This window comes from Streptomyces sp. SX-6, assembly GCF_059089585.1.
On record NZ_JBTHHU010000011.1, the window covers coordinates 77,970 to 100,724 of the forward strand.

21 protein-coding genes and 1 tRNA gene are annotated in these 22,755 nt (G+C 70.2%); 9 read left to right on the top strand and 13 right to left on the bottom strand.

Features of this window, described 5'->3' with window-relative positions; translation table 11 throughout:
* The first annotated feature begins 13 nt into the window (after nucleotides 1-13).
* Nucleotides 14-502 carry a GNAT family N-acetyltransferase gene (locus ACV530_RS15970; protein WP_494333122.1) on the top strand — a complete coding sequence of 163 codons (489 nt, stop codon included), beginning with the start codon at nucleotides 14-16 and terminating at the stop codon, nucleotides 500-502.
* 26 nt (nucleotides 503-528) lie between these two features.
* Here ACV530_RS15970 and ACV530_RS15975 read toward each other — a convergent pair whose 3' ends face one another.
* The gene (locus ACV530_RS15975; protein ID WP_494333123.1) at nucleotides 529-1,662 is read right to left on the bottom strand and encodes an aminopeptidase P family protein; all 1,134 of its coding nucleotides are present in this window, start codon (nucleotides 1,660-1,662) and stop codon (nucleotides 529-531) included.
* A 254-nt stretch (nucleotides 1,663-1,916) separates the two neighbouring features.
* Here ACV530_RS15975 and ACV530_RS15980 point away from each other — a divergent pair, with 254 nt between their 5' ends.
* Nucleotides 1,917-4,091 carry an MMPL family transporter gene (locus ACV530_RS15980; protein WP_494333124.1) on the top strand — a complete coding sequence of 725 codons (2,175 nt, stop codon included), beginning with the start codon at nucleotides 1,917-1,919 and terminating at the stop codon, nucleotides 4,089-4,091.
* A gap of 257 nt (nucleotides 4,092-4,348) precedes the next feature.
* Here the strand turns inward: ACV530_RS15980 and ACV530_RS15985 are convergent, their stop codons facing one another.
* Both ACV530_RS15985 and ACV530_RS15990 read right to left on the bottom strand, forming a co-directional pair.
* The gene (locus ACV530_RS15985) at nucleotides 4,349-4,792 is read right to left on the bottom strand and encodes a hypothetical protein (RefSeq protein ID WP_494333125.1); all 444 of its coding nucleotides are present in this window, start codon (nucleotides 4,790-4,792) and stop codon (nucleotides 4,349-4,351) included.
* Nucleotides 4,793-5,303: 511 nt separating this feature from the next.
* Nucleotides 5,304-5,376 (bottom strand) — tRNA-Thr (locus ACV530_RS15990).
* Nucleotides 5,377-5,574: 198 nt separating this feature from the next.
* On the opposite strand from ACV530_RS15990, the gene ACV530_RS15995 reads away from it, so the two are divergent.
* The 3 genes from ACV530_RS15995 (at nucleotide 5,575) to ACV530_RS16005 (ending at nucleotide 8,064) form a co-directional block, all read left to right on the top strand.
* Nucleotides 5,575-6,675 (top strand): ABC transporter ATP-binding protein, encoded by a 1,101-nt coding sequence (locus ACV530_RS15995; protein WP_494333126.1) that lies wholly within the window; start codon nucleotides 5,575-5,577, stop codon nucleotides 6,673-6,675.
* 186 nt (nucleotides 6,676-6,861) lie between these two features.
* The gene (locus ACV530_RS16000) at nucleotides 6,862-7,278 is read left to right on the top strand and encodes a hypothetical protein (RefSeq protein ID WP_494333127.1); all 417 of its coding nucleotides are present in this window, start codon (nucleotides 6,862-6,864) and stop codon (nucleotides 7,276-7,278) included.
* A gap of 63 nt (nucleotides 7,279-7,341) precedes the next feature.
* Nucleotides 7,342-8,064: a nucleotidyltransferase family protein gene (locus ACV530_RS16005; RefSeq protein ID WP_494333128.1), complete on the top strand. Its 723-nt coding sequence runs from the start codon at nucleotides 7,342-7,344 to the stop codon at nucleotides 8,062-8,064.
* A gap of 73 nt (nucleotides 8,065-8,137) precedes the next feature.
* On the opposite strand, the gene ACV530_RS16010 is transcribed toward ACV530_RS16005, so the two are convergent.
* From ACV530_RS16010 to cysS, 3 genes are all read right to left on the bottom strand, one after another.
* Nucleotides 8,138-9,748 carry a DoxX family protein gene (locus ACV530_RS16010; protein ID WP_494333129.1) on the bottom strand — a complete coding sequence of 537 codons (1,611 nt, stop codon included), beginning with the start codon at nucleotides 9,746-9,748 and terminating at the stop codon, nucleotides 8,138-8,140.
* 125 nt (nucleotides 9,749-9,873) lie between these two features.
* Nucleotides 9,874-10,824, bottom strand: coding sequence for a 23S rRNA (guanosine(2251)-2'-O)-methyltransferase RlmB (rlmB, locus tag ACV530_RS16015; protein ID WP_494333130.1), 951 nt, complete (start codon nucleotides 10,822-10,824; stop codon nucleotides 9,874-9,876).
* Between the two features lie 51 nt (nucleotides 10,825-10,875).
* Nucleotides 10,876-12,267, bottom strand: a complete 1,392-nt coding sequence (gene cysS / locus ACV530_RS16020) for a cysteine--tRNA ligase (RefSeq protein ID WP_494333131.1) — start codon at nucleotides 12,265-12,267, stop codon at nucleotides 10,876-10,878.
* Nucleotides 12,268-12,466: 199 nt separating this feature from the next.
* On the opposite strand from cysS, the gene ACV530_RS16025 reads away from it, so the two are divergent.
* Nucleotides 12,467-13,618 (top strand): acyltransferase family protein, encoded by a 1,152-nt coding sequence (locus ACV530_RS16025; RefSeq protein WP_494333132.1) that lies wholly within the window; start codon nucleotides 12,467-12,469, stop codon nucleotides 13,616-13,618.
* 187 nt (nucleotides 13,619-13,805) lie between these two features.
* Nucleotides 13,806-15,068 carry an acyltransferase family protein gene (locus tag ACV530_RS16030; RefSeq protein ID WP_494333258.1) on the top strand — a complete coding sequence of 421 codons (1,263 nt, stop codon included), beginning with the start codon at nucleotides 13,806-13,808 and terminating at the stop codon, nucleotides 15,066-15,068.
* 9 nt (nucleotides 15,069-15,077) lie between these two features.
* Here the strand turns inward: ACV530_RS16030 and ACV530_RS16035 are convergent, their stop codons facing one another.
* The 4 genes from ACV530_RS16035 to ACV530_RS16050 form a co-directional block, all read right to left on the bottom strand.
* Nucleotides 15,078-15,485 (bottom strand): PPOX class F420-dependent oxidoreductase, encoded by a 408-nt coding sequence (locus ACV530_RS16035; RefSeq protein WP_494333259.1) that lies wholly within the window; start codon nucleotides 15,483-15,485, stop codon nucleotides 15,078-15,080.
* 75 nt (nucleotides 15,486-15,560) lie between these two features.
* Nucleotides 15,561-16,061: a 2-C-methyl-D-erythritol 2,4-cyclodiphosphate synthase gene (gene ispF / locus ACV530_RS16040; RefSeq protein ID WP_494333133.1), complete on the bottom strand. Its 501-nt coding sequence runs from the start codon at nucleotides 16,059-16,061 to the stop codon at nucleotides 15,561-15,563.
* Nucleotides 16,051-16,833 (bottom strand): 2-C-methyl-D-erythritol 4-phosphate cytidylyltransferase, encoded by a 783-nt coding sequence (gene ispD / locus ACV530_RS16045; RefSeq protein WP_494333134.1) that lies wholly within the window; start codon nucleotides 16,831-16,833, stop codon nucleotides 16,051-16,053. Before ispD ends, ispF begins: the two co-directional genes overlap by 11 nt.
* Before the next feature lie 248 nt (nucleotides 16,834-17,081).
* The gene (locus ACV530_RS16050) at nucleotides 17,082-17,564 is read right to left on the bottom strand and encodes a CarD family transcriptional regulator (RefSeq protein WP_003953493.1); all 483 of its coding nucleotides are present in this window, start codon (nucleotides 17,562-17,564) and stop codon (nucleotides 17,082-17,084) included.
* 540 nt (nucleotides 17,565-18,104) lie between these two features.
* On the opposite strand from ACV530_RS16050, the gene ACV530_RS16055 reads away from it, so the two are divergent.
* Nucleotides 18,105-18,743 carry a DUF461 domain-containing protein gene (locus ACV530_RS16055; RefSeq protein ID WP_494333135.1) on the top strand — a complete coding sequence of 213 codons (639 nt, stop codon included), beginning with the start codon at nucleotides 18,105-18,107 and terminating at the stop codon, nucleotides 18,741-18,743.
* Nucleotides 18,744-18,804: 61 nt separating this feature from the next.
* Here the strand turns inward: ACV530_RS16055 and phoP are convergent, their stop codons facing one another.
* Both phoP and phoR read right to left on the bottom strand, forming a co-directional pair.
* Complete coding sequence (gene phoP, locus ACV530_RS16060) at nucleotides 18,805-19,476, bottom strand: two-component system response regulator PhoP (protein WP_466917248.1); 672 nt, start codon at nucleotides 19,474-19,476, stop codon at nucleotides 18,805-18,807.
* Nucleotides 19,477-19,561: 85 nt separating this feature from the next.
* On the bottom strand, nucleotides 19,562-20,806 hold the full coding sequence (phoR, locus tag ACV530_RS16065; RefSeq protein ID WP_494333136.1) for a two-component system sensor histidine kinase PhoR: 1,245 nt from the start codon (nucleotides 20,804-20,806) through the stop codon (nucleotides 19,562-19,564).
* 203 nt (nucleotides 20,807-21,009) lie between these two features.
* Here phoR and phoU point away from each other — a divergent pair, with 203 nt between their 5' ends.
* Nucleotides 21,010-21,699: a phosphate signaling complex protein PhoU gene (gene phoU / locus ACV530_RS16070; protein WP_494333137.1), complete on the top strand. Its 690-nt coding sequence runs from the start codon at nucleotides 21,010-21,012 to the stop codon at nucleotides 21,697-21,699.
* A 293-nt stretch (nucleotides 21,700-21,992) separates the two neighbouring features.
* On the opposite strand, the gene ACV530_RS16075 is transcribed toward phoU, so the two are convergent.
* Nucleotides 21,993-22,754, bottom strand: coding sequence for a phosphoglyceromutase (locus tag ACV530_RS16075; RefSeq protein WP_494333138.1), 762 nt, complete (start codon nucleotides 22,752-22,754; stop codon nucleotides 21,993-21,995).
* Nucleotide 22,755: the final 1 nt, after the last annotated feature.

Here is a 22,755-nt window from a genome sequence, read left to right on the forward strand (position 1 = left end):
TCATGCTGCCCGCATGTTGATCAGGGACGCCCACGCCGACGACTGGCCCGCCATCTGGCCGTTCTTCCAGGCCATCACCTCAGCCGGTGAGACCTACTCCTACCCCCAGGACCTCACCTTCGAGCAGGGCCGGGCCCTGTGGATGCAGGAGGCCCCCGGCCGTACGGTCGTCGCGGTCGACGCCGACGGAGCCGTGCTCGGCAGCGCCAAGATGGGCGCCAACCACATGGGCCCCGCCTCCCACATCGCCACCGGCAGCTTCATGGTCTCCGCGGTGCACGCGGGCAAGGGCGTCGGCAGGGCCCTGGGCGAGCACGTCATCGAGTGGGCACGCTCAGCCGGCTTCCGCGCCGTCCAGTTCAACTCCGTCGTCGAGAGCAACGTCCGCGCCGTCGCCCTCTGGCGCTCCCTCGGTTTCGACGTCATCGGCACCCTGCCCGAGGGCTACCGGCTCCCCGACGGCTCGTACACCGGACTGCACATCATGCACCGCGCGCTATAAGCCTTTATGGGCTTTTATGAGCCTTCTCAGGAAACGATCCGCATCTCCCGCGACGTATTGTTGAGCCGCCGGCCCCCCGACTCCGTGCAGACGACGATGTCCTCGATCCGCACACCGAACCGGCCCGGCAGATAGATCCCCGGCTCGATCGAGAAGCACATCCCCGGCACCAGCGTCAGATGCTCGCCCTCCACCATGTACGGCGGCTCGTGCGTGGTGACCCCGATCCCGTGCCCGGTGCGGTGGATGAAGTACTCGCCGTACCCGGCACGGGAGATGACCTGCCGCGCCACCCGGTCGATCTCCTGGCACGGCACTCCCGGCCGCACCGCCTCGAACGCCGCCTGCTGCGCCTCGCGCACCAGGTCGTGGATCCTGCGCTCCTCGGCCGTCGGCTCGCCCACGTGGACCGTACGGGTCGTGTCGGAGCCGTATCCGCCCAGCAGCCCGCCGAAGTCCAGGACGACCATGTCGCCGTCCTCGATCACCCGCTCGCCCGCCTCGTGGTGCGGGTTCGCGCCGTTGGGGCCCGAGCCCACGATCGTGAAGTCCACGGTGGCATGGCCGTGTTCGCGCAGCAGCCGCGCCAGGTCCGCGGCGACCTCGCTCTCGCGCCGCCCGCCGAACCGCAGCCGCGCGATCTCCTCGTACACGGCGTCCGCCGCGGCCCCCGCCGCCGCGAGCCGCTCCACCTCGTACATGTCCTTCACCGCCCGCAGCATCGGCAGTGCCTCGCTCAGCGCACCGAACTCCGCGCGCGGGCAGGCCCGGCGCAGGGCCAGCAGGTGCAGCGCCCAGGCGTTGTCGGAGATGCCGTAACGGCCCCGCGGGTCCATGTGCCCGACCAGGCCGGCGTACGGGTCCTCGCCGTCCCGCCAGCCGGTGATCGTCAACGCACGGGCACCCGGCGCCTTTTCGGCATCGCCCCGCTCCAACTCCGGTACCACCAGCCGGGGGCGATGTCCCGGAAGGACCAGAAGTGCCGTGAAACGCTCGGTTTCGACGGGTCTGTAGCCGCACAGCCATCTCAGGTCGGGGCCGGGGGTGATGATCAGTCCCACCATCCCCTCCTGCGCGGCGGACCGGGCGGCGCGGTCCAGCCGGGCCGCGTAGTACTCGGGTGCACTGGTGTCCATCGCTGCGTCGGATGCGTCAGTCATGGGGGCAGGGTAAGCCCGCCGAACGCCGCCTCCTCCCAGCGCAGTCCACCCGCCGGAGCAATCTCTACCCCACGGGTGAAGGGGTTCTCCTCCCTGGGGAGGAGGTTCCCCCACCCCAGGGCCGATTTCCCCCTGATATCCCAGGAATTTGTTGTGTTCGGTTAAAGACCGTCTCTAGCGTGGGGGCGCCCGCACAGACATTCCCGTCTACCTCCGGGCCGTACCACCACCAGCTTGAGGGGGAACTCCACACCATGTTCCGACGAGTCGGACGGTTCGCCGTCCACCGGCCATGGCTCACGATCCTTGCGTGGATCATCGCAGCGGTCGCGCTTGCCATGCTGGCGCCGGGCCTGAAGTCCACCAGGGACCAGGCGGAGTTCCTGCCGTCGCACTACGAATCGGTGCAGGCGGGCAAGCTCCAGGAGAAGGCCTTCCCCCAGAACCACCAAGCCGCTTCGATCATGGTGTTCAAGCGCGCTGACGGCGGGAAGCTGACGGCCACGGACAAGCAGGACGTCGTCAAGGTCACCAACGGCCTGCAGAACAAGCACTACCCCGAGATAGACCAGGTGGCGACGAGCCCCCAGGCCGTCTCGCCGAACGGCGAGATCGCGCTGGCGAACATCGTCTCCACCGACAAGGACCCGGCCGCCACGAAGCTCGAGGACTCGGTCAAGAAGCTCCGTGAGGACGCCAAGCCCCTGCTGAAGGACACCCAGTTGAAGATGGGCGTCACCGGTCAGGTGGCCTCCTCCATCGACGCCAAGGAGTCCTCCGGCAACACGGACGGCCTGATCATGAGCGCCACGCTGCTGCTCATCATCGTGCTGCTGCTGGCCATCTTCCGCAGCCCGCTGATCGCGATCCTGCCGGTGATCATCATCGGCATCGTCGCCTCGGTCGCCAACGGCCTCATCGGCACCGCCGCCAAGGTCGGCGGCCTCAAGGCCGACGCCAGCATCTCCCCGATCCTGATCGTCGTCCTCTTCGGCGTCGGCACGGACTACATCCTCTTCCTGCTCTTCCGCTACCGCGAGCTGCTGCGCGCCGGGAAGCAGCCGAAGGAGGCCCTGGCCGAGGCCGTGCACCGGGTGGGCGAGACCATCGCGTCCGCCGCCGGCGCGGTCATCGCCTCGTTCCTCGCCCTGCTGCTGTCCACCATGGGCATGATGAAGGCGATGGGCCCGTCCCTGGCGATCGCCGTCGCGGTGACCCTCGTTGCCGCGCTCACCCTGGTCCCCGCCGTCTTCTCGCTGCTGGGCCGCGCGGCGTTCTGGCCGTCCAAGGCCTGGAAGAAGACGCCGAAGAACCGTATGGCCAACGCGGTCGGCGGCCTGGTCTCCCGACGTCCGGGCGTGGTGGCGGTGCTGTCCACCGTGGTACTCGCCGTCCTGGCCACCGGTGCGCTCGGCTTCAAGTCGAAGTTCGACATGGACAGCCAGCTGCCCGCCAAGCTCGAGTCCGTCCAGGCGATGAAGGACCTGCAGAAGGGCTTCTCCGCCGGCCAGGCCGACCCGGCCCTGGTCTACCTCGAGTCCAAGAACAACACCCCGCTGAACAAGGGCGAGCTGGAGGCGTTCCGCGGCAGGATCGCGACGGTCAAGGGCGTGGACAAGGTCGCCCCGGCCGTCCCGAGCAAGGACGGCACGGTCGCCCTGTTCAGCGTGATCACCAAGGACAAGCCGACCGTCGACAAGGCCATCGAGGTCGTCGGCAACGATCTGCGCGACACGGCGCACCAGGCGGCTCCGCAGGGCACCAAGGCCCTGGTCGGCGGCACCTCGGCGGTCCTCAAGGACATCGAGAAGGCCGTCTCCCACGACTACAAGGTGGTCTTCCCGGTCGCCGGTGTCGCGATCATGCTGATCCTGGGCCTGCTGCTGCGCAGCCTGGTCGCGCCGCTCTACCTGATGATCTCGGTGGCCCTCGGCTTCGGCGCCACGCTCGGCTCGACGGTCTTCCTCTTCCAGGACATCAAGGGCGAGAACGGCATGCTGTTCATGCTGCCGATCATCATCTACCTCTTCGTGGTCGCGATCGGCACGGACTACAACATCCTGATGGTCGCCCGGCTCCGGGAGGAGGTCCGCAAGGGCGTGGCCCCGCGGCAGGCCATCCGCACCGCGGTCGCCCAGTCGGCGCCGACGATCTCCTCCGCGGCGATCATCCTCGCCGGTACGTTCGGTGTGCTGATGCTCGCCGACAACTCGATGCTCCAGCAGATGGGCTTCGCGGTGGCCTTCGGCATCCTGCTCACGGCCTTCGTGATGGCGATGCTGATGGTGCCGACGATCACCTCCCTGCTGGGCCACAAGGCCTGGTGGCCCGGCCACCAGGACGCCCCTACCGCCGCCCCGCAGTCCCCCGCCCACACCGGCGCCCTCAACGGCACCGCCTGGCGCGAGGACGAGCAGGTGCGCAGCTGACCTGACCGTCTCCCCGGTCACGTGAACGCGAGAGCCGCAGACCCGAAGTGGGCCTGCGGCTCTCGCGTTTCGCATGGAGCGGCCCGCTTCGGGAGGGCGTCGACGACAGCTACCGGGCTGCTGACGTCTCGCCGTACCGCAGTTGCCTGAGGAGAAGCCGGAGCCGCACCTGCCAGGCGCACTTACGCGAAGGCACGGTCCAGGCCGACGCGTACCGTGCAGGAGCCTCGCCGGCCTGGCCGCGTCCGGCCGAGTGCTTACTGCTCTGGCGCGCCCTCGTACGGCGCAACAAGGTGGAAGGACCACGCCGCGACGGGGCTGTCGTCCTCGGGGCCGAGAACGACCTGTCCGCCGATGTGCTCGGGCTTCAGGGCGAGGCCCTTGTCCGAGACGATGTGCAGTCCGAATCGGGTGGGCTTGATCTGCCAGGTGAGCGGTGCGACGTCGTTGGTCCAGGCCCGGTCCTCGGCGTAGGCGAGGGTGGCCTTCTGGTGGAGGTACGGGCGGATGTGGTACTGCCCCGGCAGGCTGGGGTCGACGCGCTGGATCACCCATTCCTGGGCGACCGGGGGGACGAGTTCGGGTGCCACGATGACGGGAGCCCCGTGGTTGATGGCGTGCGGGGTGGGGGTCAGGACGATCCGGAACCCGATGTGGGCGCCGATGATGTACCGCCCGTTCTGCAGCGCGAACTCAGTCACAGCATTTCCTCCGTATTCTCTGCCCTGGCCCATGGCGATCGTCATGGACCCGTGTACAGGCCCACATTGCTTGTCCACACCCGGCGCGGTAAGGGCTGAATATCGCCAGAATCAGGACTGTCCGTAAAGCCCTGACTACTGCGCGTTATTCGCCACATCCGGGGCACGCCATGTCTGCCGCGTCGCAGGTCCGCGCGATGGTGCGCCGACAGGGCAGGCGGGGCGGCGACCGAAAGCGGCGGCTGGGCACGCGCCTTCCGGCCGTTCGACGACGCTCGCGCATAACCGGCACTCCAAGTGGCAATACGCCGCTGGTTCCTCACCATTCGACTCGGCCGAGGAGTCGGCACCGCGAAGCTCGTTCCGCGCGCCCGTCGGCAGGTGGTTCCCGGTACCGCCGGGCTCGCTCCGGGCGCACCCTCGGGCCAAGGGGACCGCCCCAGCCCGGCGCAGCCGACGCCGATCGCAAAGAAAGCCCGGGTCAGCGCGTGACTGACCCGGGCTTCCGAGAAGCCGCCTGTCGGACTCGAACCGACGACCTTCGCTTTACAAGAGCGGTGCTCTACCAACTGAGCTAAGGCGGCGAGGCATCAGCAGTCTAACCGGACTCCGCGCCCGTCCAAGCCCCGATTTTCGTGACCGCAGTGACCGCAGTGACCGCACCCTGCTGACAACCGCCCGCGCCGCGGGTACCGTCACGGGCAACCCGTCCGAATTGGACTGGACCATTCCCTCTACTCGGATCGTCCGGCACGTTCCTGCCGGTGAAGGGACTCATCACCATGGCCACGGTCACATACGACAAGGCGACCCGGATCTATCCGGGCTCCGACAAGCCCGCCGTCGACCAGCTCGACATCTCCATCGAGGACGGGGAGTTCCTCGTCCTGGTCGGCCCCTCCGGCTGCGGGAAGTCCACCTCGCTGCGGATGCTCGCGGGCCTCGAGGACGTCAACAGCGGAGCGATCCGCATCGGCGACCGCGACGTCACGCACCTGCCGCCGAAGGACCGGGACATCGCCATGGTGTTCCAGAACTACGCGCTGTACCCGCACATGACCGTCGCCGACAACATGGGCTTCGCCCTGAAGATCGCGGGCGTGCCCAAGGCGGAGATCCGGCAGAAGGTCGAGGACGCGGCGCGGATCCTCGACCTCACCGAGTACCTGGGGCGCAAGCCCAAGGCGCTGTCCGGCGGTCAGCGGCAGCGCGTCGCGATGGGCCGGGCGATCGTCCGCGAACCGCAGGTGTTCCTGATGGACGAGCCGCTGTCCAACCTGGACGCGAAGCTGCGCGTACAGACCCGCACTCAGATCGCCGGGCTCCAGCGGCGTCTCGGGATCACCACCGTGTACGTCACGCACGACCAGGTCGAGGCCATGACGATGGGCGACCGGGTCGCGGTGCTCAAGGACGGCCTGCTCCAGCAGATCGACTCGCCGCGCAACATGTACGACCGTCCGGCCAACCTCTTCGTCGCGGGCTTCATCGGCTCGCCGGCCATGAACCTGGTCGAGGTGCCGATCGCCGACGGCGGAGTGAAGTTCGGCAACAGCGTCGTGCCGGTCTCGCGCGAGGCGCTGACGGCCGCCGCCGACGGCGGCGACCGCACGGTCACGGTCGGCGTACGGCCCGAGCACTTCGACGTGGTCGAGCAGGGCGGCGACGACACCGGCCTCGCGGTCACGGTGAACGTGGTCGAGGAACTCGGCGCCGACGGATACGTCTACGGCACGGCCGAGGTCGGCGGCGAGCACAAGGACCTGGTCGTACGGGTCAACGGGCGGCGCGTGCCGGAGAAGGGGGCCACGCTCCACGTCGTGCCCCGCCCGGGCGAGTTGCACGTCTTCTCCACCTCGTCCGGCGAGCGGCTGAGCGACTGAGGCAACCGGGCGACTGAGCAACCCGGCGGCGGGCGGCCGGTCAATCCGATGTTTCGATGAATGCTTCGACACATCGCTCTTTCCGGTTCCTGGGCGTCAACTTCGCGGCTGAATAAGGCTGATGCGCGTAGCTCGACCGAGTGACTAAATGTCGCCGCGCCATTACGCCTCGCTACCATCTCCCGCATGAACCAGGCCGCCCGCCGCATCGGCAGAACCCTCGCCCTCGTCCTTCCCGTCGTACTCGTGCTCTCGGGCACGCTCGCGGTCACGCGCGTGCCCTGGGCGACGCCCGCCGAGTCCCAGGTACTCACCGCAGCCTCGAACACCGCCTCCACACAGGCCAAGGCCGCCCGCGCCCCGCACGAGGTGCTGCGCGACCGGCTGCTGACCGAACTCCAGGAGAAGAACCCGGGCACCGCCCTCACCCATCTCCAGGAGGCCACGAACGGCCGCCCGTCGCTGGCCCGCTACTGCATGGACATCGCCCGCGAGCTCGGCCGCGCGGCGGTCGCGAAGTACCACTCCGTACGCAAGGCGCAGGCGTACTCCCGCCCCGTCTGCGACACCTCCTTCGCCTCGGGCGTCACCCAGGGGCACTGACACCGCGACCGGCCGGTCGTACCTCGCGCAGTGCCACTCGGCGGCACGGCATATCGTGCGGGCATGACCGGCACGCACCCCAACCCCGCTCCCACGCAAGCCGTGATCCTGGCCGGTGGCCAGGGATCACGGCTTCGTCCGTATACCGACGACCGCCCCAAGCCGATGGTCGAGATCCCCGGCACCGGCATCCCGATCATCGGCCACCAGCTCGCCTGGCTCGCCGCCGAGGGCGTCACCGACGCCGTCGTCTCGTGCGGCCATCTGGCCGAAGTTCTCGAGGCATGGCTCGTGTCGGCCGATCTGCCGCTCCGGGTGACGACCGTGGTCGAGAAGGAGCCCCTCGGCCGCGGCGGCGGTCTGCGGCACGCGGCCGCATCTCTCCCCCGCCCCGATCAGCCCTGGTACGCCACGAACGGCGACATCTGGACGCGCTTCTCCCTGCGCGAGATGGCCGCCTTCCACTACGAGCGCGATGCCACGGCGACCCTGGCGCTGGCCCGGCCCCGCATCCCCTGGGGCGCCGTCGAGACGGACGAGTTCGGGCACGTCCTCGACTTCATCGAGGCGCCGCCGTCCCCGTACCTGATCAACGCGGGCGTGTACGTCTTCTCCCCCGAGTTCGCCGGTCTGCTGCCGGAGCGGGGCGACCACGAGCGCACCACCTTCCCGCGGCTCGCCCGTGAGCGCCGCCTGGCCGGGTTCCCGCTGCCCCAGGGCGCGTACTGGCGCGCCATCGACACGGCCAAGGATCTGACCGAGGCCGCACGGGAGTTGGCGGGCTGACGACCGGCAGGCTGACGACGTACGGCCGTGGCCCCGCACCCTGCCGGGTACGAGGCCACAGTGTGCGGTGCCGTCAGCCCAGGAGGCCGCCGAGCGCGCCGCCGCCCGTCGAGCCGCCGCCCCCGGAGGAACCGGAACCGCCGGACGACGAACCGCCGCCGCTGCCGCCCGTCGCCGAGCCGGAGGAGGAGCTGTGCTGCGGTGCGGCCGGGGCCGCGGGCTGGTGGTGCGGGCTCTGGGGCGCGGAGTGGGAGCCGCCCGCACCGGGGTGGCCGCCGGCCGTGCCCGCGCCCACCGGGGTCCGCGCGGCGCCGGAGGCCGGCCCGGTGGCGGACGGGGTCGCCGGCTTCCGGCTGGTCGCGGAGGGCTTGGGGAGACCCGGCGAGACCGTGCCGTGGACGCCGCGCGGCGTGGTGCCGGCGTCCGGCCGCTGCGGGAGCGGCGAGCCGGGCAGGCTGTTCGCCGGCGGGGCGACCGGGCTGGGCCGCGGGGCGACCTGCGCGGAGCGCACGGCGCCGCCGAGCACCGAACCGGCGATCAGCGAGAGCCCGATGAGGACGGTCGCCATGGCGCCGCCGCGGCGCAGCACGCGCCGCCGCAGCTCCCAGAGCCCTGCGCGCGGGCCGAGCCGCCGCCAGGCCTCGCCCGCGAGGCGCCCGTCGACGGAGTAGAAGGGCGCCCCGGCGATGACGAGAGGGCTCCAGGCGGCGAGGTAGATGATGTCGGGCGCGTCGTAGACGGGCACGGCCCGCCAGCTGACGGTGACCAGCAGGGTGGCGGAGAGCAGGACGCCCACGCAGGCGGCGAGGCGCTGCCAGAGCCCGAAGATGGTGAGGACGCCGACGACGACCTGGAGGAAGGCGATGGTGAGCCCGGAGCCGACGGGGTGGCTGAGGGCGAAGGCGCGCAGGGGTGCCGCGGCGGCCCAGGGGTGCAGTGAGGTCAGCCAGGTGACCATGGAGCCGCGTTTTCCGCCGTCGAAATAGACGGGGTCGCACAGCTTGCCCATGCCGGCGTAGATGGAGATGAGCCCGAGGAAGATGCGCAGCGGGAGGAGGACGACGCCGAGGTTCATACGGCGCCCCGGGTAATAGGCGTGCCGTACCGCGTCGTTGCCGTGCCGGGCGGAGCGCGGGTAGTCGTCGTCGGCGAACTCGTCGTATCCGTACGGCGCTTCGTCGAATCCGCCGTGCGGCGGCCTTGCGCCGTGCAGGAGTTGGGTGTCGGAGCTTGTGGCGTGGGAGGCGTCGAGGCCGCCGTGGTCGATGGGGCCGCGGGGTCCGATGAGGCCGGTGGGAGCGTCGGGGTCGCCGATGCGTGGCAATACCTGGGTGGCACCGGCGTCGCCGCGCGGGGCCGCGGCATGTGCGGAGCCGGAATCCCTCATGGCCTGCAGGAGTTGGGTGGGAGCCGCGTCGCCGGGCTCGGCCCGCCCGCTCCACACCACGGGGGCGCGGCGTCTGGCCTGCCCCGTGACGGGCAGCTGCGCCGTGTCGGCGGCGACTCCGGCGAACTGCCGGGCGGCGCGCGGGGGGCGCGCGAGCTGCACGCGGAAGCTCAGGTGGTTGACGGAGACCTGCGCGGGATCGGACGGGACCTTCACCGTACTCAGCGCGGGCTGGTCGTCGTACCCGGAAGAGCTTCCCCCCGTAGGTGTGCGGGGTGTTCTGGTGTCCACACTCATCTAACCGAGTGACCGGAGATTAGGACACTGCCTTGACCGACTCGGGGTGTCCGAGACCCGTCAAGGCCGCCAACTGACGGCGCGGCCACGGAAGATCACTTCCATGGCCGCGCGGTCGGGAGGCGTCAGGCGCGGCGGCGTGCCGCCTCGTACAGCACGACACCGGCGGCGACACCGGCGTTGAGCGACTCGGCGCCGCCGGGCATCGGGATGCGCACGCGGAAGTCACAGGTCTCGCCGACGAGCCGGGAGAGACCCTTGCCCTCGCTGCCGACGACGATGACGACCGGGCCCTCGAGCGCGTCGAGCTCGTGCAGCTCGGTGTCGCCGTCCGCCGCGAGGCCGACGACCATCAGGCCCGCCTTCTGGTAGGCCTCGAGCATCCGCGTCATGTTGGTGGCGCGGGCGACGGGCGTACGGGCGGCGGTGCCGGCCGAGGTCTTCCAGGCGCTGGCGGTCATGCCGGCCGCGCGGCGCTCGGGGACGACCACGCCGTGGCCGCCGAAGGCGGAGACGGAGCGGACGACGGCGCCGAGGTTGCGCGGGTCGGTGATGCCGTCGAGGGCGACGATCAGCGGGTCCTCGCCGTTGTCGGAGGCGATCGCGGTGAGGTCCTCGGGGTGGGCGTAGTCGTACGGCGGCACCGACAGGACCAGGCCCTGGTGGTTGAGGCCGTTCGTCATCCGGTCGAGCTCCGGACGCGGGGCCTCCATGAGGTTGAGGCCCTTCTCCGTGGCGAGCTGGAGGGCCTCGCGCACGCGCTCGTCGCTGTCGACGAACTGCTGGACGTAGAGCGTGTTCGCGGGCACACCCTCGCGCAGCGCCTCGACCACCGAGTTACGGCCGACGACGAGCTCGTTGGTGCCCTTGGGGCCGCCGCGGCGCGGGGCCGGGCGGCGGGCCGCCTGCTTGGCCTGGGCGTTGGCGACACGATTCTTCTTATGTCCCTTGCGCATGCTCGCGGGCGGGGTGGGGCCCTTGCCCTCCAGGCCACGACGCCGCTGGCCGCCGCTGCCCACCGTCGCGCCCTTCTTGTTGGACGTGCGGCGGTTCCTGCGCTGGCTGTTGCCGGCCATGGGTCACCTGTTTCCTACTGCTGCGATAAACGTGCTTACAAAAAGTGTCGCTCAGGCAAGCGACCAGCGCGGTCCCGACGAGGTGTCCTCGACGACCAGGCCCGACTGCTGGAGCTGGTCGCGGATGGCGTCCGCGGTGGCGTAGTCCTTGCGCGACCGGGCCGCCTGGCGCTGCTCGAGGACGAGACGGACCAGCGAGTCCACGACGCCGTGCAGGTCCTCGCTGCGGTTCGTGCCGCCGGACCACTGCTCGTCCAGCGGGTCCAGGCCCAGGACGCCCAGCATCGCGCGCACCTCGGCCAGGCGGGCGACGGCGGTCTCCTTGTCGTCCGCGGTGAGGGCGGAATTGCCCTGCCGGACGGTGGTGTGCACGATGGCGAGCGCCTGCGGGACGCCGAAGTCGTCGTCCATGGCCTCGGCGAACGCGGGCGGCACCTCGTCGGCGGGCTCGACGGGGCCGGCCTTCTCGACGACGCGCTGGACGAAGCCCTCGATGCGGGCGAACGCCGACTCGGCCTCGCGCAGCGCCTCCTCGCTGTACTCGATCATCGACCGGTAGTGCGGGGAGCCGAGGTAGTAGCGCAGGACGATGGGGCGCCACTCCTTGACCATCTCCGAGACGAGCACGGAGTTGCCCAGCGACTTGGACATCTTCTCGCCGCTCATGGTGACCCAGGCGTTGTGCGCCCAGTACCGGGCGAAATCGTCGCCGAAGGCCTTGGCCTGGGCGATCTCGTTCTCGTGGTGCGGGAAGATCAGGTCGAGGCCGCCGCCGTGGATGTCGAAGGCGGCGCCGAGGTACTTGTGCGCCATGGCGGAGCACTCCAGGTGCCAGCCGGGACGGCCGCGGCCCCAGGGGGTCTCCCAGCTGGGCTCGCCCTCCTTGGCGGCCTTCCACATGGCGAAGTCGCGCGGGTCGCGCTTGCCGGTCTCGCCCTCGGAGGAGGGCTGGAGGAGGTTGTCCAGCTCCTGGTTGGAGAGCTCGAGGTAGCCGGGGAAGGAGCGCACGTCGAAGTAGACGTTGCCGTCGGCGGCATAGGCGTGACCGCGCTCGATCAGACCGCGCATCATCTCGATCATCTCGGTGATGTGCCCGGTCGCCCGCGGCTCGACGGTCGGACGCAGGCAGCCGAGGGCGTCGTAGCCGGCGTTGAAGGCACGCTCGTTCTCGTAGCCGATCGACCACCAGGGACGGCCCTGGTCGGCGGCCTTGTTGATGATCTTGTCGTCGATGTCGGTGACGTTGCGGACGAAGGTCACGTCATAGCCGCGGTAGGCGAACCAGCGGCGCATGATGTCGAAGTTCAGACCTGACCGGATGTGCCCGATGTGCGGTGCGGCCTGCACGGTCGCGCCACACAGGTAGATCGAGACACAGCCCGGCGTGAGCGGGGAGAAGTCCGTGATCTGCCGGGCGCGGGTGTCGTACAGGCGAATAGTCACGGAACCAGGGTAGTGGCCCCGCGACAGTGCCCGGGCCCGGCGGCGGGCGGTGCGGGACCGATCGGGCGCACCGGTCACGGGCATCGCGGTGAGCTTTGCCCGCAATTTAATGTTTTGCGGCAAAAATACAATCCGGCGTGGTAGCTTCCCCGGCACTCTTCACGGCCTTCGTGACCCGCCGCGGAACCCAGGAGGGGTGTTGCACTCCACTGTGCCGGTACAGCAGGAGCGTCCGGACCACCCGGTGCCGCCGCAGCAGCGGCCCCGGAGCGACGGGGGGCGCCGCAGACTCGGGGCGCTGGACGGGCTCCGGCTGGGTGCGGCGCTGATGGTGGTGGCGTACCACTACATGGCGTTCGGCAGCGGCGCCTGGGCGAGGCCCGCGCCGTCGCTCTTCCCGAGGGCCTATCTGCCCGCCTCCTACGGCTGGCTGGGCGTCCAGCTGTTCTTCCTGATCAGCGGCTTCGTCATCTGCATGAGCTGCTGGGGCAAGAGCGTCGGGGAGTTCGCCGTCTCCCGCGCCACCCGGCTCTACCCCGCGTACTGGTTCGCGGTGATCGCCGTCGCGCTCGTCCTGTGGCGATGGCCCCAGGTCAACTCCGCGCTCTCGCCGAGGGACGTCGCCGTCAACCTGACGATGCTCCAGGACCCCTTGGGGGTGGATCCGGTCGACGGCGTCTACTGGACGCTCTGGATCGAGATGCGCTTCTACCTGCTGTTCGCGCTCGTCGCCTGGCGGGGGCTGACCTACCGGCGGGCCGTGGGGTTCTGCGTGACCTGGGCCTTTGCCGCGGCCATCGCCAGGGCCGCCGACGACAGCCTGCTCGACCGGATCCTGCTGCCCCACGACTGCTGGTACTTCATCGCGGGCATCGCCTTCTACCTGATGTACCGCTTCCGCCCGAACCTGGTGCTCTGGCTCGTCGTGGCCGGCAGCTTCCTCGTGGCCCAGCACGACCTGCTCGGCGCGCAGTCACGGGCCGAAGGACATATGGGCCACAAGGTGCCGCATTGGCCCACCACCCTGTTGCTGGTGCTGTTCTTCCTCGCCGTGATGGCCACCGCACTCGGCTGGACACGGCGCCTCGAGTGGCGTTGGCTGTCCACGGCCGGGGCGCTGACCTATCCGCTTTATCTGCTCCACGAGCGCATCGGCTGGGTGATCATCAAGCACGCCGACGGCAGCGTGCCGCGCTATGTGCTGTTGCCCGCTCTCGTCGTGGGGATGCTGATGGCCGCCTGGCTGGTGCACCTGTGGGTCGAGCGCCCGTTGGCCCGCCGCTTCGGGAGCGGGCTGCGACGCGCGGTGGCGGACATCCGGTCCGGACAGCCGCACTCCCGGCACCCTTGAACGGAAACCTCCACAGGGCACCGAATGATCAAAAACAGCGCGGACGCATACCACCATCCAGGGGAGACGGTGGAGAAATTCAGAGACAGGAGAGAACTGTCACAACACCACGCGCATCGCCTGTGTCAGCATGCCTGCGCGCCCCGTTTGCATACGACGATCCGACTAGCCAATGGGAGTGGACCGCATGCGCTTCTCCGGCCGAGGTGAACTCGATGGCGGCCGGGTAGCCGTCCCCCCATCGCACTCCGCGCCCAGGCTGTACGTCCTCGACGGGCTCCGGCTGCTGGCCGCCCTGATGGTCGTGGTCTTCCACTACACCGCCCTGCACGGCGGGTGGGGGCGCAGCCCCGAGGAGGTCTTCCCCGGTCTGGTGCCGGTCACCCGCTACGGCTGGCTGGGCGTCGAGATCTTCTTCCTGATCAGCGGCTTCGTCATCTGCATGAGCACCTGGGGCAGAACGCTCGGCGATTTCGTGGCGTCCCGGATCTCCCGGATCTATCCCGCGTACTGGTTCGCGATCATCCTGACCGGCTCGGTCATCGCCCTGTGGCCCCAGGTCCGCAGCCTCAAGAACTTCGACTCCCTCCTCACCAACCTGACCATGCTTCAGCAGGGTCTCGGCGTATGGGACGTGGACGGCGTCTACTGGACGCTGTTCATCGAGCTCAAGTTCTATGTGCTCTTCGCCATGGTCGTGGCCACGGGCGTCACGTACCGCAAGTGCGTCCTGTTCTGCGGGCTCTGGATCATCGCCGCGGTCACCGCGCACATGGCGGACAACAAGCTGCTCCAGGTCTGGGCCATGCCGCTGTACGCACCGCACTTCATCGCGGGCATCGCCTTCTACCTGATGCACCGGTTCAAGCCAACGGCCCTGCTGTGGGGCCTGGTCGGCGTATCCCTGCTGCTGGGCCTGCACAACATGCCCAAGCGGGTCTCGGACAACACCAACAGCTCGATCGCGACCTGGCCCGCCTGCCTGATCGTCATCGCCGCGTACGCCCTCATGGCGCTCATCGCGCTGGGATACTTCGACCGCTGGCAGTGGCGACCGCTGGCGACCGCCGGCGCGCTCACCTACCCGCTCTACCTGATCCACCAGTACATCGGGATGACCGTCATCCACGGTCTGCGCGAGCGCGTCCCCGCACCCCTGCTCGTCGCCGGGCTCATCGCCGCGATGCTGTGCGCCGCCTGGCTCATCCACCGCTTCATCGAGCGCCCGCTCGGCAAGCGCCTGCGCAAGGCGATCCTCAAGGGCATCGACGAGATGCGGCGCAACTCCACGGCGCCCGCGCCCAGAAAGCCCGTACCGCACACCGGCGTGGCGTCCTTCCTCCACCAGGAGCCACGCGGCCACCGGCAGCCCGAACCCTACGAGCAGACCGGACCGTACGAGCAGACCGAGGCCGACCGCGTGGGCGCGAGCAAGGCGGACGGCGCCTGACCGGCCGGCTCAGAGGGTGCCGACGACCCTGCGCGGGGTGATGCGGACCACCACGCGCGGGGCGTCGTCCTTCGCCGCCGGGTTGAACTCGGCGTAGTCCTTGCCTGTGTACTTCCGCGCCAGCTCGTCGATCAGCTCCGGGCCGCCCTCGGAACCGACCGCGGCGACACCGCGGACCTCGGCATAGGTGTACGGCGCGTTCGGCGGGTTCACCATGACGGTCACCCGCGGATCGCGGCGCAGGTTCTTCTCCTTGCGCCGCCCGACCGTCGTGGAGATCAGCAGGTCGTTGCCGTCCCGCTTGATCCACACGACCGACAGCTGCGGGCTGCCGTCCGGCTGGACCGTCGCGACGGTGGCGAAGACGGGATAGTCGTCCAGGTACTTCTTCAGGTCGTCCGAGAGCTCGGCAGACACCATCCGGGTCCTTCCTGCGCGCAGACACGGCCGGTACACCGTCACGGTATGCCAGCACGCCGCCACGGGCAGGACTTACCCGGTGGCAGATCTCCGGAAGACCAGGGCCGTGGCGACGGCCGCGAGCCCCTCGGCCCGGCCCGTCAGGCCCAGGCCGTCGCTCGTGGTGCCGGAGACCGAGACCGGGGCGCCGGCCGCCGCCGAGAGCACCTGCTGCGCCTCGGCCCGCCGCTTGCCGATCTTCGGCCGTACGCCGATCACCTGGACCGCGACGTTGCCGATCTCGAAGCCCGCCTCCCGGACGATCCGGGCGGCTTCCGCCAGCAGGGTGACGCCGGACGCGCCCGACCACTCGGGCCGGTCCGTGCCGAAGTGCGCGCCGAGGTCGCCGACGCCCGCGGCGGAGAACAGCGCGTCACAGGCCGCGTGCGCGGCGACGTCGCCGTCGGAGTGCCCGGCGAGGCCGTGCGTCGCGTCCTCCCAGAGCAGGCCGGCGCACCACAGCTCACGGCCCTCCTCGAAGGCGTGCACATCGGTGCCGATCCCGACCAGCGGGAGCGGGGTGTCAGAAGCCATCGTTGGCCCTCCTGCGGGCGAGTACGGCCTCGGCCAGGACCAGGTCCAGCGGCCGGGTCACCTTGAAGGCCTCCTCGTGGCCGCGGACCACCACGACCTGCACGCCGGTGCGCTCCACCAGCCCGGCGCAGTCCGTGGCGCCCTCGCCCTCCAGCGCGGAGTGGGCGAACTGCTCGTGCGCGGCGGCGAGCGTACGGCGGTCGAAGCCCTGCGGGGTCTGCACGGCCCGCAGCAGCGCCCGCTCGGGCGTGCCGACGACCGGCTCGGGCTGCCCCGCCTCCTCGCCCGTCCTCGGCTCGACCTGCTTGACCGTGTCGGCGAGCGGCAGCGCGGGCACCACGGCACGCGCCCCGTCGCGCACGGCGGCGATGACGGAGTCCACGGTCTCGACCGGCACCAGCGGGCGCGCGGCGTCGTGCACAAGGACCGTGTCGACGTCGTCGGGCACGGCCTTCAGGCCCAGCCGCACGGACTCCTGGCGGGTGTCGCCGCCGGCGACCACCACCACCTCGGTGCGGTCGCCCGAGAGCGGGAACTCGTCGAGCAGGGTGCGCACCTGGTCCCTGCCGTCCGGCGGGGCGACCACGACGACGAGCGAGACCGCGCGGGAGGCCGCCATGGCCCGTACCGCATGGACGAGCATGGGGGTGCCGCTCAGCGCGCGCAGCGCCTTCGGCGTGCCCGGGCCGAGCCGCACGCCGCGGCCCGCCGCGGGGATGACCACCGCGGTGCGCGCGGGCGTGTGCGGGTCGGCACCTGCTCGATCAGACATTGCGTTGGCGTTCAGGTTTGCTTCCTCGGCCGAGTTGGGTATTGCCTCAGCGTGCGTGCCGGGTGGCCCGCCGGACCAGCCCCTTCCGTGACGACTGGCTCCGGTCGCCCGGCCCCGGCACACCGAAATACTGCGTGGAGCAGAGATGCCGCAGCGCCCGTCGGATGGCTGTCGCCATCACGCGGGCACCGCGGCACTTCTGCGTCCGGACCGACCGGACTCAGTCAAGGATGTCCGGTACCTGTGCGTCAGGACGCGAGGACCTCGTCGAGCAGAGCCTCGGCCTTGTCCTCGTTGGTGTTCTCCGCGAGGGCGAGCTCGCTCACCAGGATCTGGCGCGCCTTGGCGAGCATCCGCTTCTCACCGGCGGAGAGACCGCGCTCCCGCTCGCGGCGCCACAGGTCGCGCACGACCTCGGCGACCTTGATCACATCGCCGGACGCGAGCTTCTCGAGGTTTGCCTTGTAGCGACGGGACCAGTTCGTCGGTTCTTCCGCGTACGGCGCGCGGAGCACCTCGAAGACCCGGTCGAGCCCGTCCTGGCCGACCACATCGCGAACGCCGACGAACTCCGCATTGTCCGCCGGCACCCGAACCGTCAGGTCACCCTGGGCGACCTTCAGCACCAAGTAGGTCTTGTCCACGCCTTTGATCTGGCGAGTTTCGATGGCCTCGATCAGCGCGGCCCCGTGATGGGGATAGACCACGGTGTCGCCAACCTTGAACGTCATGTGACAGGTACCCCTTCCGTGGCTATCCAGTCTAACACGGGAAGTGCCCGTTCTGAATGGCGTTTCCGCAGGTCAGGGCATATCTCGGGGCTTGACAACTGCGCCCGGGGCGTGCTGCGGAGGGCTTCCGGAAGCAGGTATTCGCAGGTCGGAGCGGTTGTCCGGGGGAAGTGAAACGCGCACGTTACACGCACTCGGGCCGCCTCGCGAGCGGCCGTACGTCCCGGTTTGCCGGGGTCCGGTCGGCGCACTTCCGGTACTCCGTTCGGGGCCGGTGAGCGTTCTGTGCACCGAATCAGGAATTGATCAAGCCGAACTTGATCAATTTCCGTAACACCTCTCCATGACACCGTGCATTCCTTACCGATAATCCGCCCCGCGTTCCTCACGGCTCCCCCGGTTCAATTCCGGTCGCGGGGCCGCCATGAGCCGAGCGTGTCGTGAGGGGCGGGTCGGGTGCGGCGGCTCCTCGACGGCTCGGTAACCTAAGCGCGCTGACACACCCCTTACTTCGACTTCGTCCAAGGAGATGCCGCCGCCGTGAGCAGCAGCCTTCGACGCGGCGCTCTCGCCGCCACCGTCCTCGCGCTCTCGATCGCTTCGCTCTCCGCCTGCGGGGCGGGGAACAGTGCACAGACGCTCGAGGTGAAGCCCGACAACGCCGCCACCTCGGTCGGCAACGTCAAGCTCCAGAACATGAACGTGATCACTCAGCCCGAGGCCACCACCTCGGGCCCGGCCGTGATCACCGGCCAGATCTTCAACAGCGACCAGGAGAACAACCAGGAGCTGAAGGAGATCAAGATCGTCGGCAAGAACACGGCGATCAAGCTCTCGCCCGCCAAGGGCTCGGGACCGCTCGTGGTGCCGGCCGGCGGCTCGCTGCAGCTCGGCGGCAAGGGCAACGCCTCCGCGGTGCTGCCCAGCGGCCGGATGGGGCTGAAGGACGGCGAGCAGGTGCAGCTGAGCTTCACCTTCCAGAAGACCGGTGACGTACGCATCGGTGCCTTCGTCTTCCCCGCGAAGAGCTACTTCAAGGAGTGGGGCCCCAGCGAGGGCGCCTCGGCCCCGGCCTCGCAGCCGGGCAAGCCCGGCAAGCCGAACGGCTCGGCCTCGGCCTCGCCGTCGACGTCGGCCTCGACGAAGCCCTCCGGTGCTGCGGAGAGCAAGGCCCACTGACACACACGTGGGGCCCGGAAGCCTGTGGCTTCCGGGCCCCACGTGTATTTCGGCTCTGTTCCTACGGCTCGAACTTGTAGCCCAGGCCGCGCACCGTGACCAGGTACCTCGGCGCCCCCGGGTCGGGCTCGATCTTGGCGCGCAGGCGCTTGACGTGCACGTCGAGCGTCTTGGTGTCGCCGACGTAGTCCGCGCCCCAGACCCGGTCGATCAGCTGCATCCGGGTCAGCACCCGGCCCGCGTTGCGCAGCAGCATCTCCAGCAGGTCGAACTCCTTCAGCGGCAGGTCGACCTTGCCGCCGGAGACCGTGACCACATGGCGGTCGACGTCCATCCGGACGGGACCCGCCTCCAGGGCGGCCGGGGCGACCTCCTCGGGCTCGCCGCGGCGGCGCAGCACGGCGCGGATGCGGGCCACCAGCTCGCGCGAGGAGAAGGGCTTGGTGACGTAGTCGTCGGCTCCTATCTCCAGGCCCACGACCTTGTCGATCTCACTGTCCTTGGCGGTGACCATGATGACGGGGACGTTGGAGCGCCCGCGCAGCTGCCGGCAGACCTCGGTGCCGGGGAGCCCGGGCAGCATCAGGTCGAGCAGGACCAGGTCGGCGCCGTTGCGCTCGAACTCGTCCAGCCCGTCGGGCCCGGTGGCCGCGACGGCGACCTCGAAGCCCTCCTTGCGGAGCATGTAGGACAACGCGTCGCTGAAGGATTCCTCGTCTTCGACGACGAGCACTCGGGTCACGGGTTGACCTCCGGTCGGGTCTGGGGGTGGCACATGGGGGGTCGGGGAGCGGTTCCCCAGTCGGCAGGAGCGAGGCTCACGGGAGGACCTCTCCGGCGGGAAGGCCTGCATCGGTGAAGGTGTCGGGGCCGCTTCCGCGGCCGTTGGAGCCGACCGGGCGGCGGTCGCGGACCGAGCCCGCCTCCGGCAGGCGCAGGGTGAAGGTGGAGCCCTGGCCCTCGGCGCTCCAGACGGTGACCTCGCCCCCGTGGGAGGCGGCCACGTGCTTGACGATGGACAGGCCGAGTCCGGTGCCGCCGGTGGCGCGGGAGCGGGCGGGGTCGACGCGGTAGAAGCGCTCGAAGACCCGCTCGCGGTCCTTCTCGGAGATGCCGATGCCCTGGTCGGTGACGGCGATCTCGATGAGATCGCCGCCGGGTGCGGCCACCCTGCGGGCGGAGATGCCCACCCGGGTGCGGGCGGGGCTGTAGTTGACGGCGTTCTCGACGAGGTTGCCGAGGGCGGCGGCGAGCTGGCCGCGGTTGCCCCAGACGTGCAGGCCCGCGGCGCCGCCCGAGGCCATGGTGATCTGCTTGGCGCCGGCCTGGTGGCGGCAGCGGTCGACCGCCTCGGCGACCAGTTCGTCGACCCGCACCGGCTCGGCGTCCTCGAGGGGGTCGTCGTTCTGCACCCGGGAGAGGTCGATGAGCTCCTGGACCAGGTTGGTCAGTCGGGTCGCCTCGACCTGCATCCGCCCGGCGAAGCGGGTCACGGCCTCGGGGTCGTCGGAGGCGTCCATGACAGCTTCGGAGAGCAGGGACAGGGCGCCGACCGGGGTCTTGAGCTCGTGGCTGACGTTGGCCACGAAGTCACGGCGGACGGCCTCGATGCGGCGGGCCTCGGTGAGGTCCTCCACGAGCAGCAGGACCAGGCGCGAACCGAGCGGGGCGACACGGGCGGAGACCGCGAGCGCGTCGCCGCGGCCGGTGCCGCGCCGGGGGAGGTCGAGCTCGACCTGGCGTATCTCCCCGTCGCGGCGGGTGTCGCGGGCCATCTGGAGCATCGGCTCGACGGCGAGCTTGCCGCCCCGCACCAGCCCCAGGGCATAGGCCGCGGAGCTGGCCTTGACCACGGCGTCGCCCTCGTCGAGCACGACAGCCGAGGAGCGCAGGACGGACAGCACGGTGTCCACGCCGGGCGGCAGCACGGCGTCGGTGTGCAGGGAGCTCCGCGTCGGACGGGCCTGGTCGCGCTCGCTCCAGCGGAACGCCAGCATGGCGATCACACCGGTGCACAGCCCGGCGAGGGCTGCCGCTGCGGCAACGGCCGCGGAGACGTTCATGGCTCCAGGTTATGCGGGTGCACGGACAGCTCCACAGCCAAATGGGTGGCACCTCGAACATACGTTGCCGAGAGTTCACCTTGGCGTTGGTGCCGGTTCACTCCGGGGGCCGCCTGCCGTCGCGTTTCGGCCGGACTGTGGAAACGTGGGCGGACTCCGGACACCTCCCGCCCCACTGTCACCAGCGAGAGAAGGTCAGGCACATGAGGGACGCGTATCACGAGGAACTGGACTCGATCGGCGACGGCCTGGTCGAGATGGCGCGGCTCGTCGGCTCCGCGATCGGTCGCGCGACCACGGCGATCCTCGACGCGGACCTCAAGCTCGCGGAGGCCGTCATCGCGGGCGACGCGAAGGTCGACGATCTCCAGCGCGACCTGGAGGCCCGGGCCATCGCCCTGCTCGCCCGGCAGCAGCCGGTCGCCACCGACCTGCGCATCGTCGTCACCTCCCTGCGCATGAGCGCCGACCTGGAGCGCTCCGGCGACCTGGCCCAGCACGTGGCCAAGCTCGCCAGACTCCGCTTCCCCGAGCGCGCCGTGCCGCGCGACCTGCACTCGACCGTCCTGGAGATGGGCCAGCTCGCGCAGCGCCTGATGGCGAAGGCGGGCGAGGTCATCATCACCAAGGACGTCGATCTCGCGCTGCAGTTGGAGCAGGACGACGACGCGATGGACCAGCTGCACCGCACGCTCTTCCAGCACCTGATGGACGACCGCTGGCGGCACGGCATCGAGACGGCCGTCGACGTGACCCTGCTCGGCCGCTACTACGAGCGCTTCGCGGACCATGCCGTCTCCGTCGCCAAGCGCGTGGTCTACCTGGTCACCGGCGAGCACGCGGACGAGCGCCACCAGCCGGCCGGGCAGCCGGGCGCGGGCGAGGCGCCGTAGACATCACGGAAGCGCCCCTTCGTGCTCCCATGCGCCCTGTGCACGACCGCACACTCGTCCATCAAGCGCATTGACGGCCCGATGCTGACGGGCGTTCAGTGGGGACAGACAGACCACCCAGCGAGGAGGTACCCACATGAGCGGATGCCAGTGCGGCCCCGGTTGCAGCTGCGGATGTCAGCAAGGCGGCTCCTGCCAGTGCGGCGGCGGCTGCGGCTGACGCACTGTCCACGTCACTCACGGGAAGGGCCCCCGGCCGGTCAGCACCGGTCGGGGGCCCTTTCGGCGTGCTGCTACTTCTTCTTGCCCTGGTTCTTCACGGCCTCGATGGCGGCCTTGGCGGCCTCCGGGTCGAGGTACGTGCCGCCGGGGACGACCGGGCGGAAGTCGGCGTCGAGCTCGTAGGCGAGCGGGATGCCGGTGGGGATATTCAGGCCCGCGATGTCGGCGTCGGAGATGCCGTCGAGGTGCTTGACGAGGGCGCGCAGGGAGTTGCCGTGCGCGGCGACCAGGACGGTGCGGCCGGCGAGCAGGTCCGGGACGATGCCGTCGTACCAGTACGGCAGCATGCGGACGACGACGTCCTTGAGGCACTCCGTGCGCGGGCGCAGCTCCGGCGGGATGGAGGCGTAGCGCGGGTCGTCGCTCTGCGACCACTCGGTGCCGTCCTCGAGGGCGGGCGGCGGGGTGTCGTACGAGCGGCGCCAGAGCATGAACTGCTCCTCGCCGAACTCGGCCAGGGTCTGGGCCTTGTCCTTGCCCTGGAGGGCGCCGTAGTGGCGCTCGTTCAGCCGCCAGGAGCGGTGGACGGGGATCCAGTGGCGGTCGGCGGACTCCAGGGCCAGCTGCGCGGTGCGGATGGCGCGCTTCTGGAGGGAGGTGTGGACCACGTCCGGGAGCAGGCCGGCGTCCTTGAGCAGCTCTCCGCCGCGGACGGCCTCCTTCTCGCCCTTCTCGTTGAGGTTGACGTCCACCCAGCCGGTGAACAGGTTCTTGGCGTTCCACTCGCTCTCGCCGTGGCGGAGGAGGATCAGCTTGTACGGTGCGTCGGCCATG

What these genes read in the sequence shown, in the direction of transcription:
- ACV530_RS16075 (WP_494333138.1), bottom strand. Translation starts at nt 22,754, where the DNA reads ATGGCCGACGCACCGTACAAGCTGATCCTCCTCCGCCACGGCGAGAGC.
- rlmB (WP_494333130.1), bottom strand. Translation starts at nt 10,824, where the DNA reads ATGGCCGGCAACAGCCAGCGCAGGAACCGCCGCACGTCCAACAAGAAG.
- ACV530_RS15980 (WP_494333124.1), top strand. Translation starts at nt 1,917, where the DNA reads ATGTTCCGACGAGTCGGACGGTTCGCCGTCCACCGGCCATGGCTCACG.
- ispD (WP_494333134.1), bottom strand. Translation starts at nt 16,833, where the DNA reads ATGTCTGATCGAGCAGGTGCCGACCCGCACACGCCCGCGCGCACCGCG.
- phoU (WP_494333137.1), top strand. Translation starts at nt 21,010, where the DNA reads ATGAGGGACGCGTATCACGAGGAACTGGACTCGATCGGCGACGGCCTG.
- ACV530_RS16010 (WP_494333129.1), bottom strand. Translation starts at nt 9,748, where the DNA reads ATGAGTGTGGACACCAGAACACCCCGCACACCTACGGGGGGAAGCTCT.
- phoR (WP_494333136.1), bottom strand. Translation starts at nt 20,806, where the DNA reads ATGAACGTCTCCGCGGCCGTTGCCGCAGCGGCAGCCCTCGCCGGGCTG.
- ispF (WP_494333133.1), bottom strand. Translation starts at nt 16,061, where the DNA reads ATGGCTTCTGACACCCCGCTCCCGCTGGTCGGGATCGGCACCGATGTG.
- ACV530_RS16030 (WP_494333258.1), top strand. Translation starts at nt 13,806, where the DNA reads ATGCGCTTCTCCGGCCGAGGTGAACTCGATGGCGGCCGGGTAGCCGTC.
- ACV530_RS15995 (WP_494333126.1), top strand. Translation starts at nt 5,575, where the DNA reads ATGGCCACGGTCACATACGACAAGGCGACCCGGATCTATCCGGGCTCC.
- ACV530_RS16050 (WP_003953493.1), bottom strand. Translation starts at nt 17,564, where the DNA reads ATGACGTTCAAGGTTGGCGACACCGTGGTCTATCCCCATCACGGGGCC.
- ACV530_RS16005 (WP_494333128.1), top strand. Translation starts at nt 7,342, where the DNA reads ATGACCGGCACGCACCCCAACCCCGCTCCCACGCAAGCCGTGATCCTG.
- ACV530_RS15970 (WP_494333122.1), top strand. Translation starts at nt 14, where the DNA reads ATGTTGATCAGGGACGCCCACGCCGACGACTGGCCCGCCATCTGGCCG.
- ACV530_RS15975 (WP_494333123.1), bottom strand. Translation starts at nt 1,662, where the DNA reads ATGACTGACGCATCCGACGCAGCGATGGACACCAGTGCACCCGAGTAC.
- ACV530_RS16000 (WP_494333127.1), top strand. Translation starts at nt 6,862, where the DNA reads ATGAACCAGGCCGCCCGCCGCATCGGCAGAACCCTCGCCCTCGTCCTT.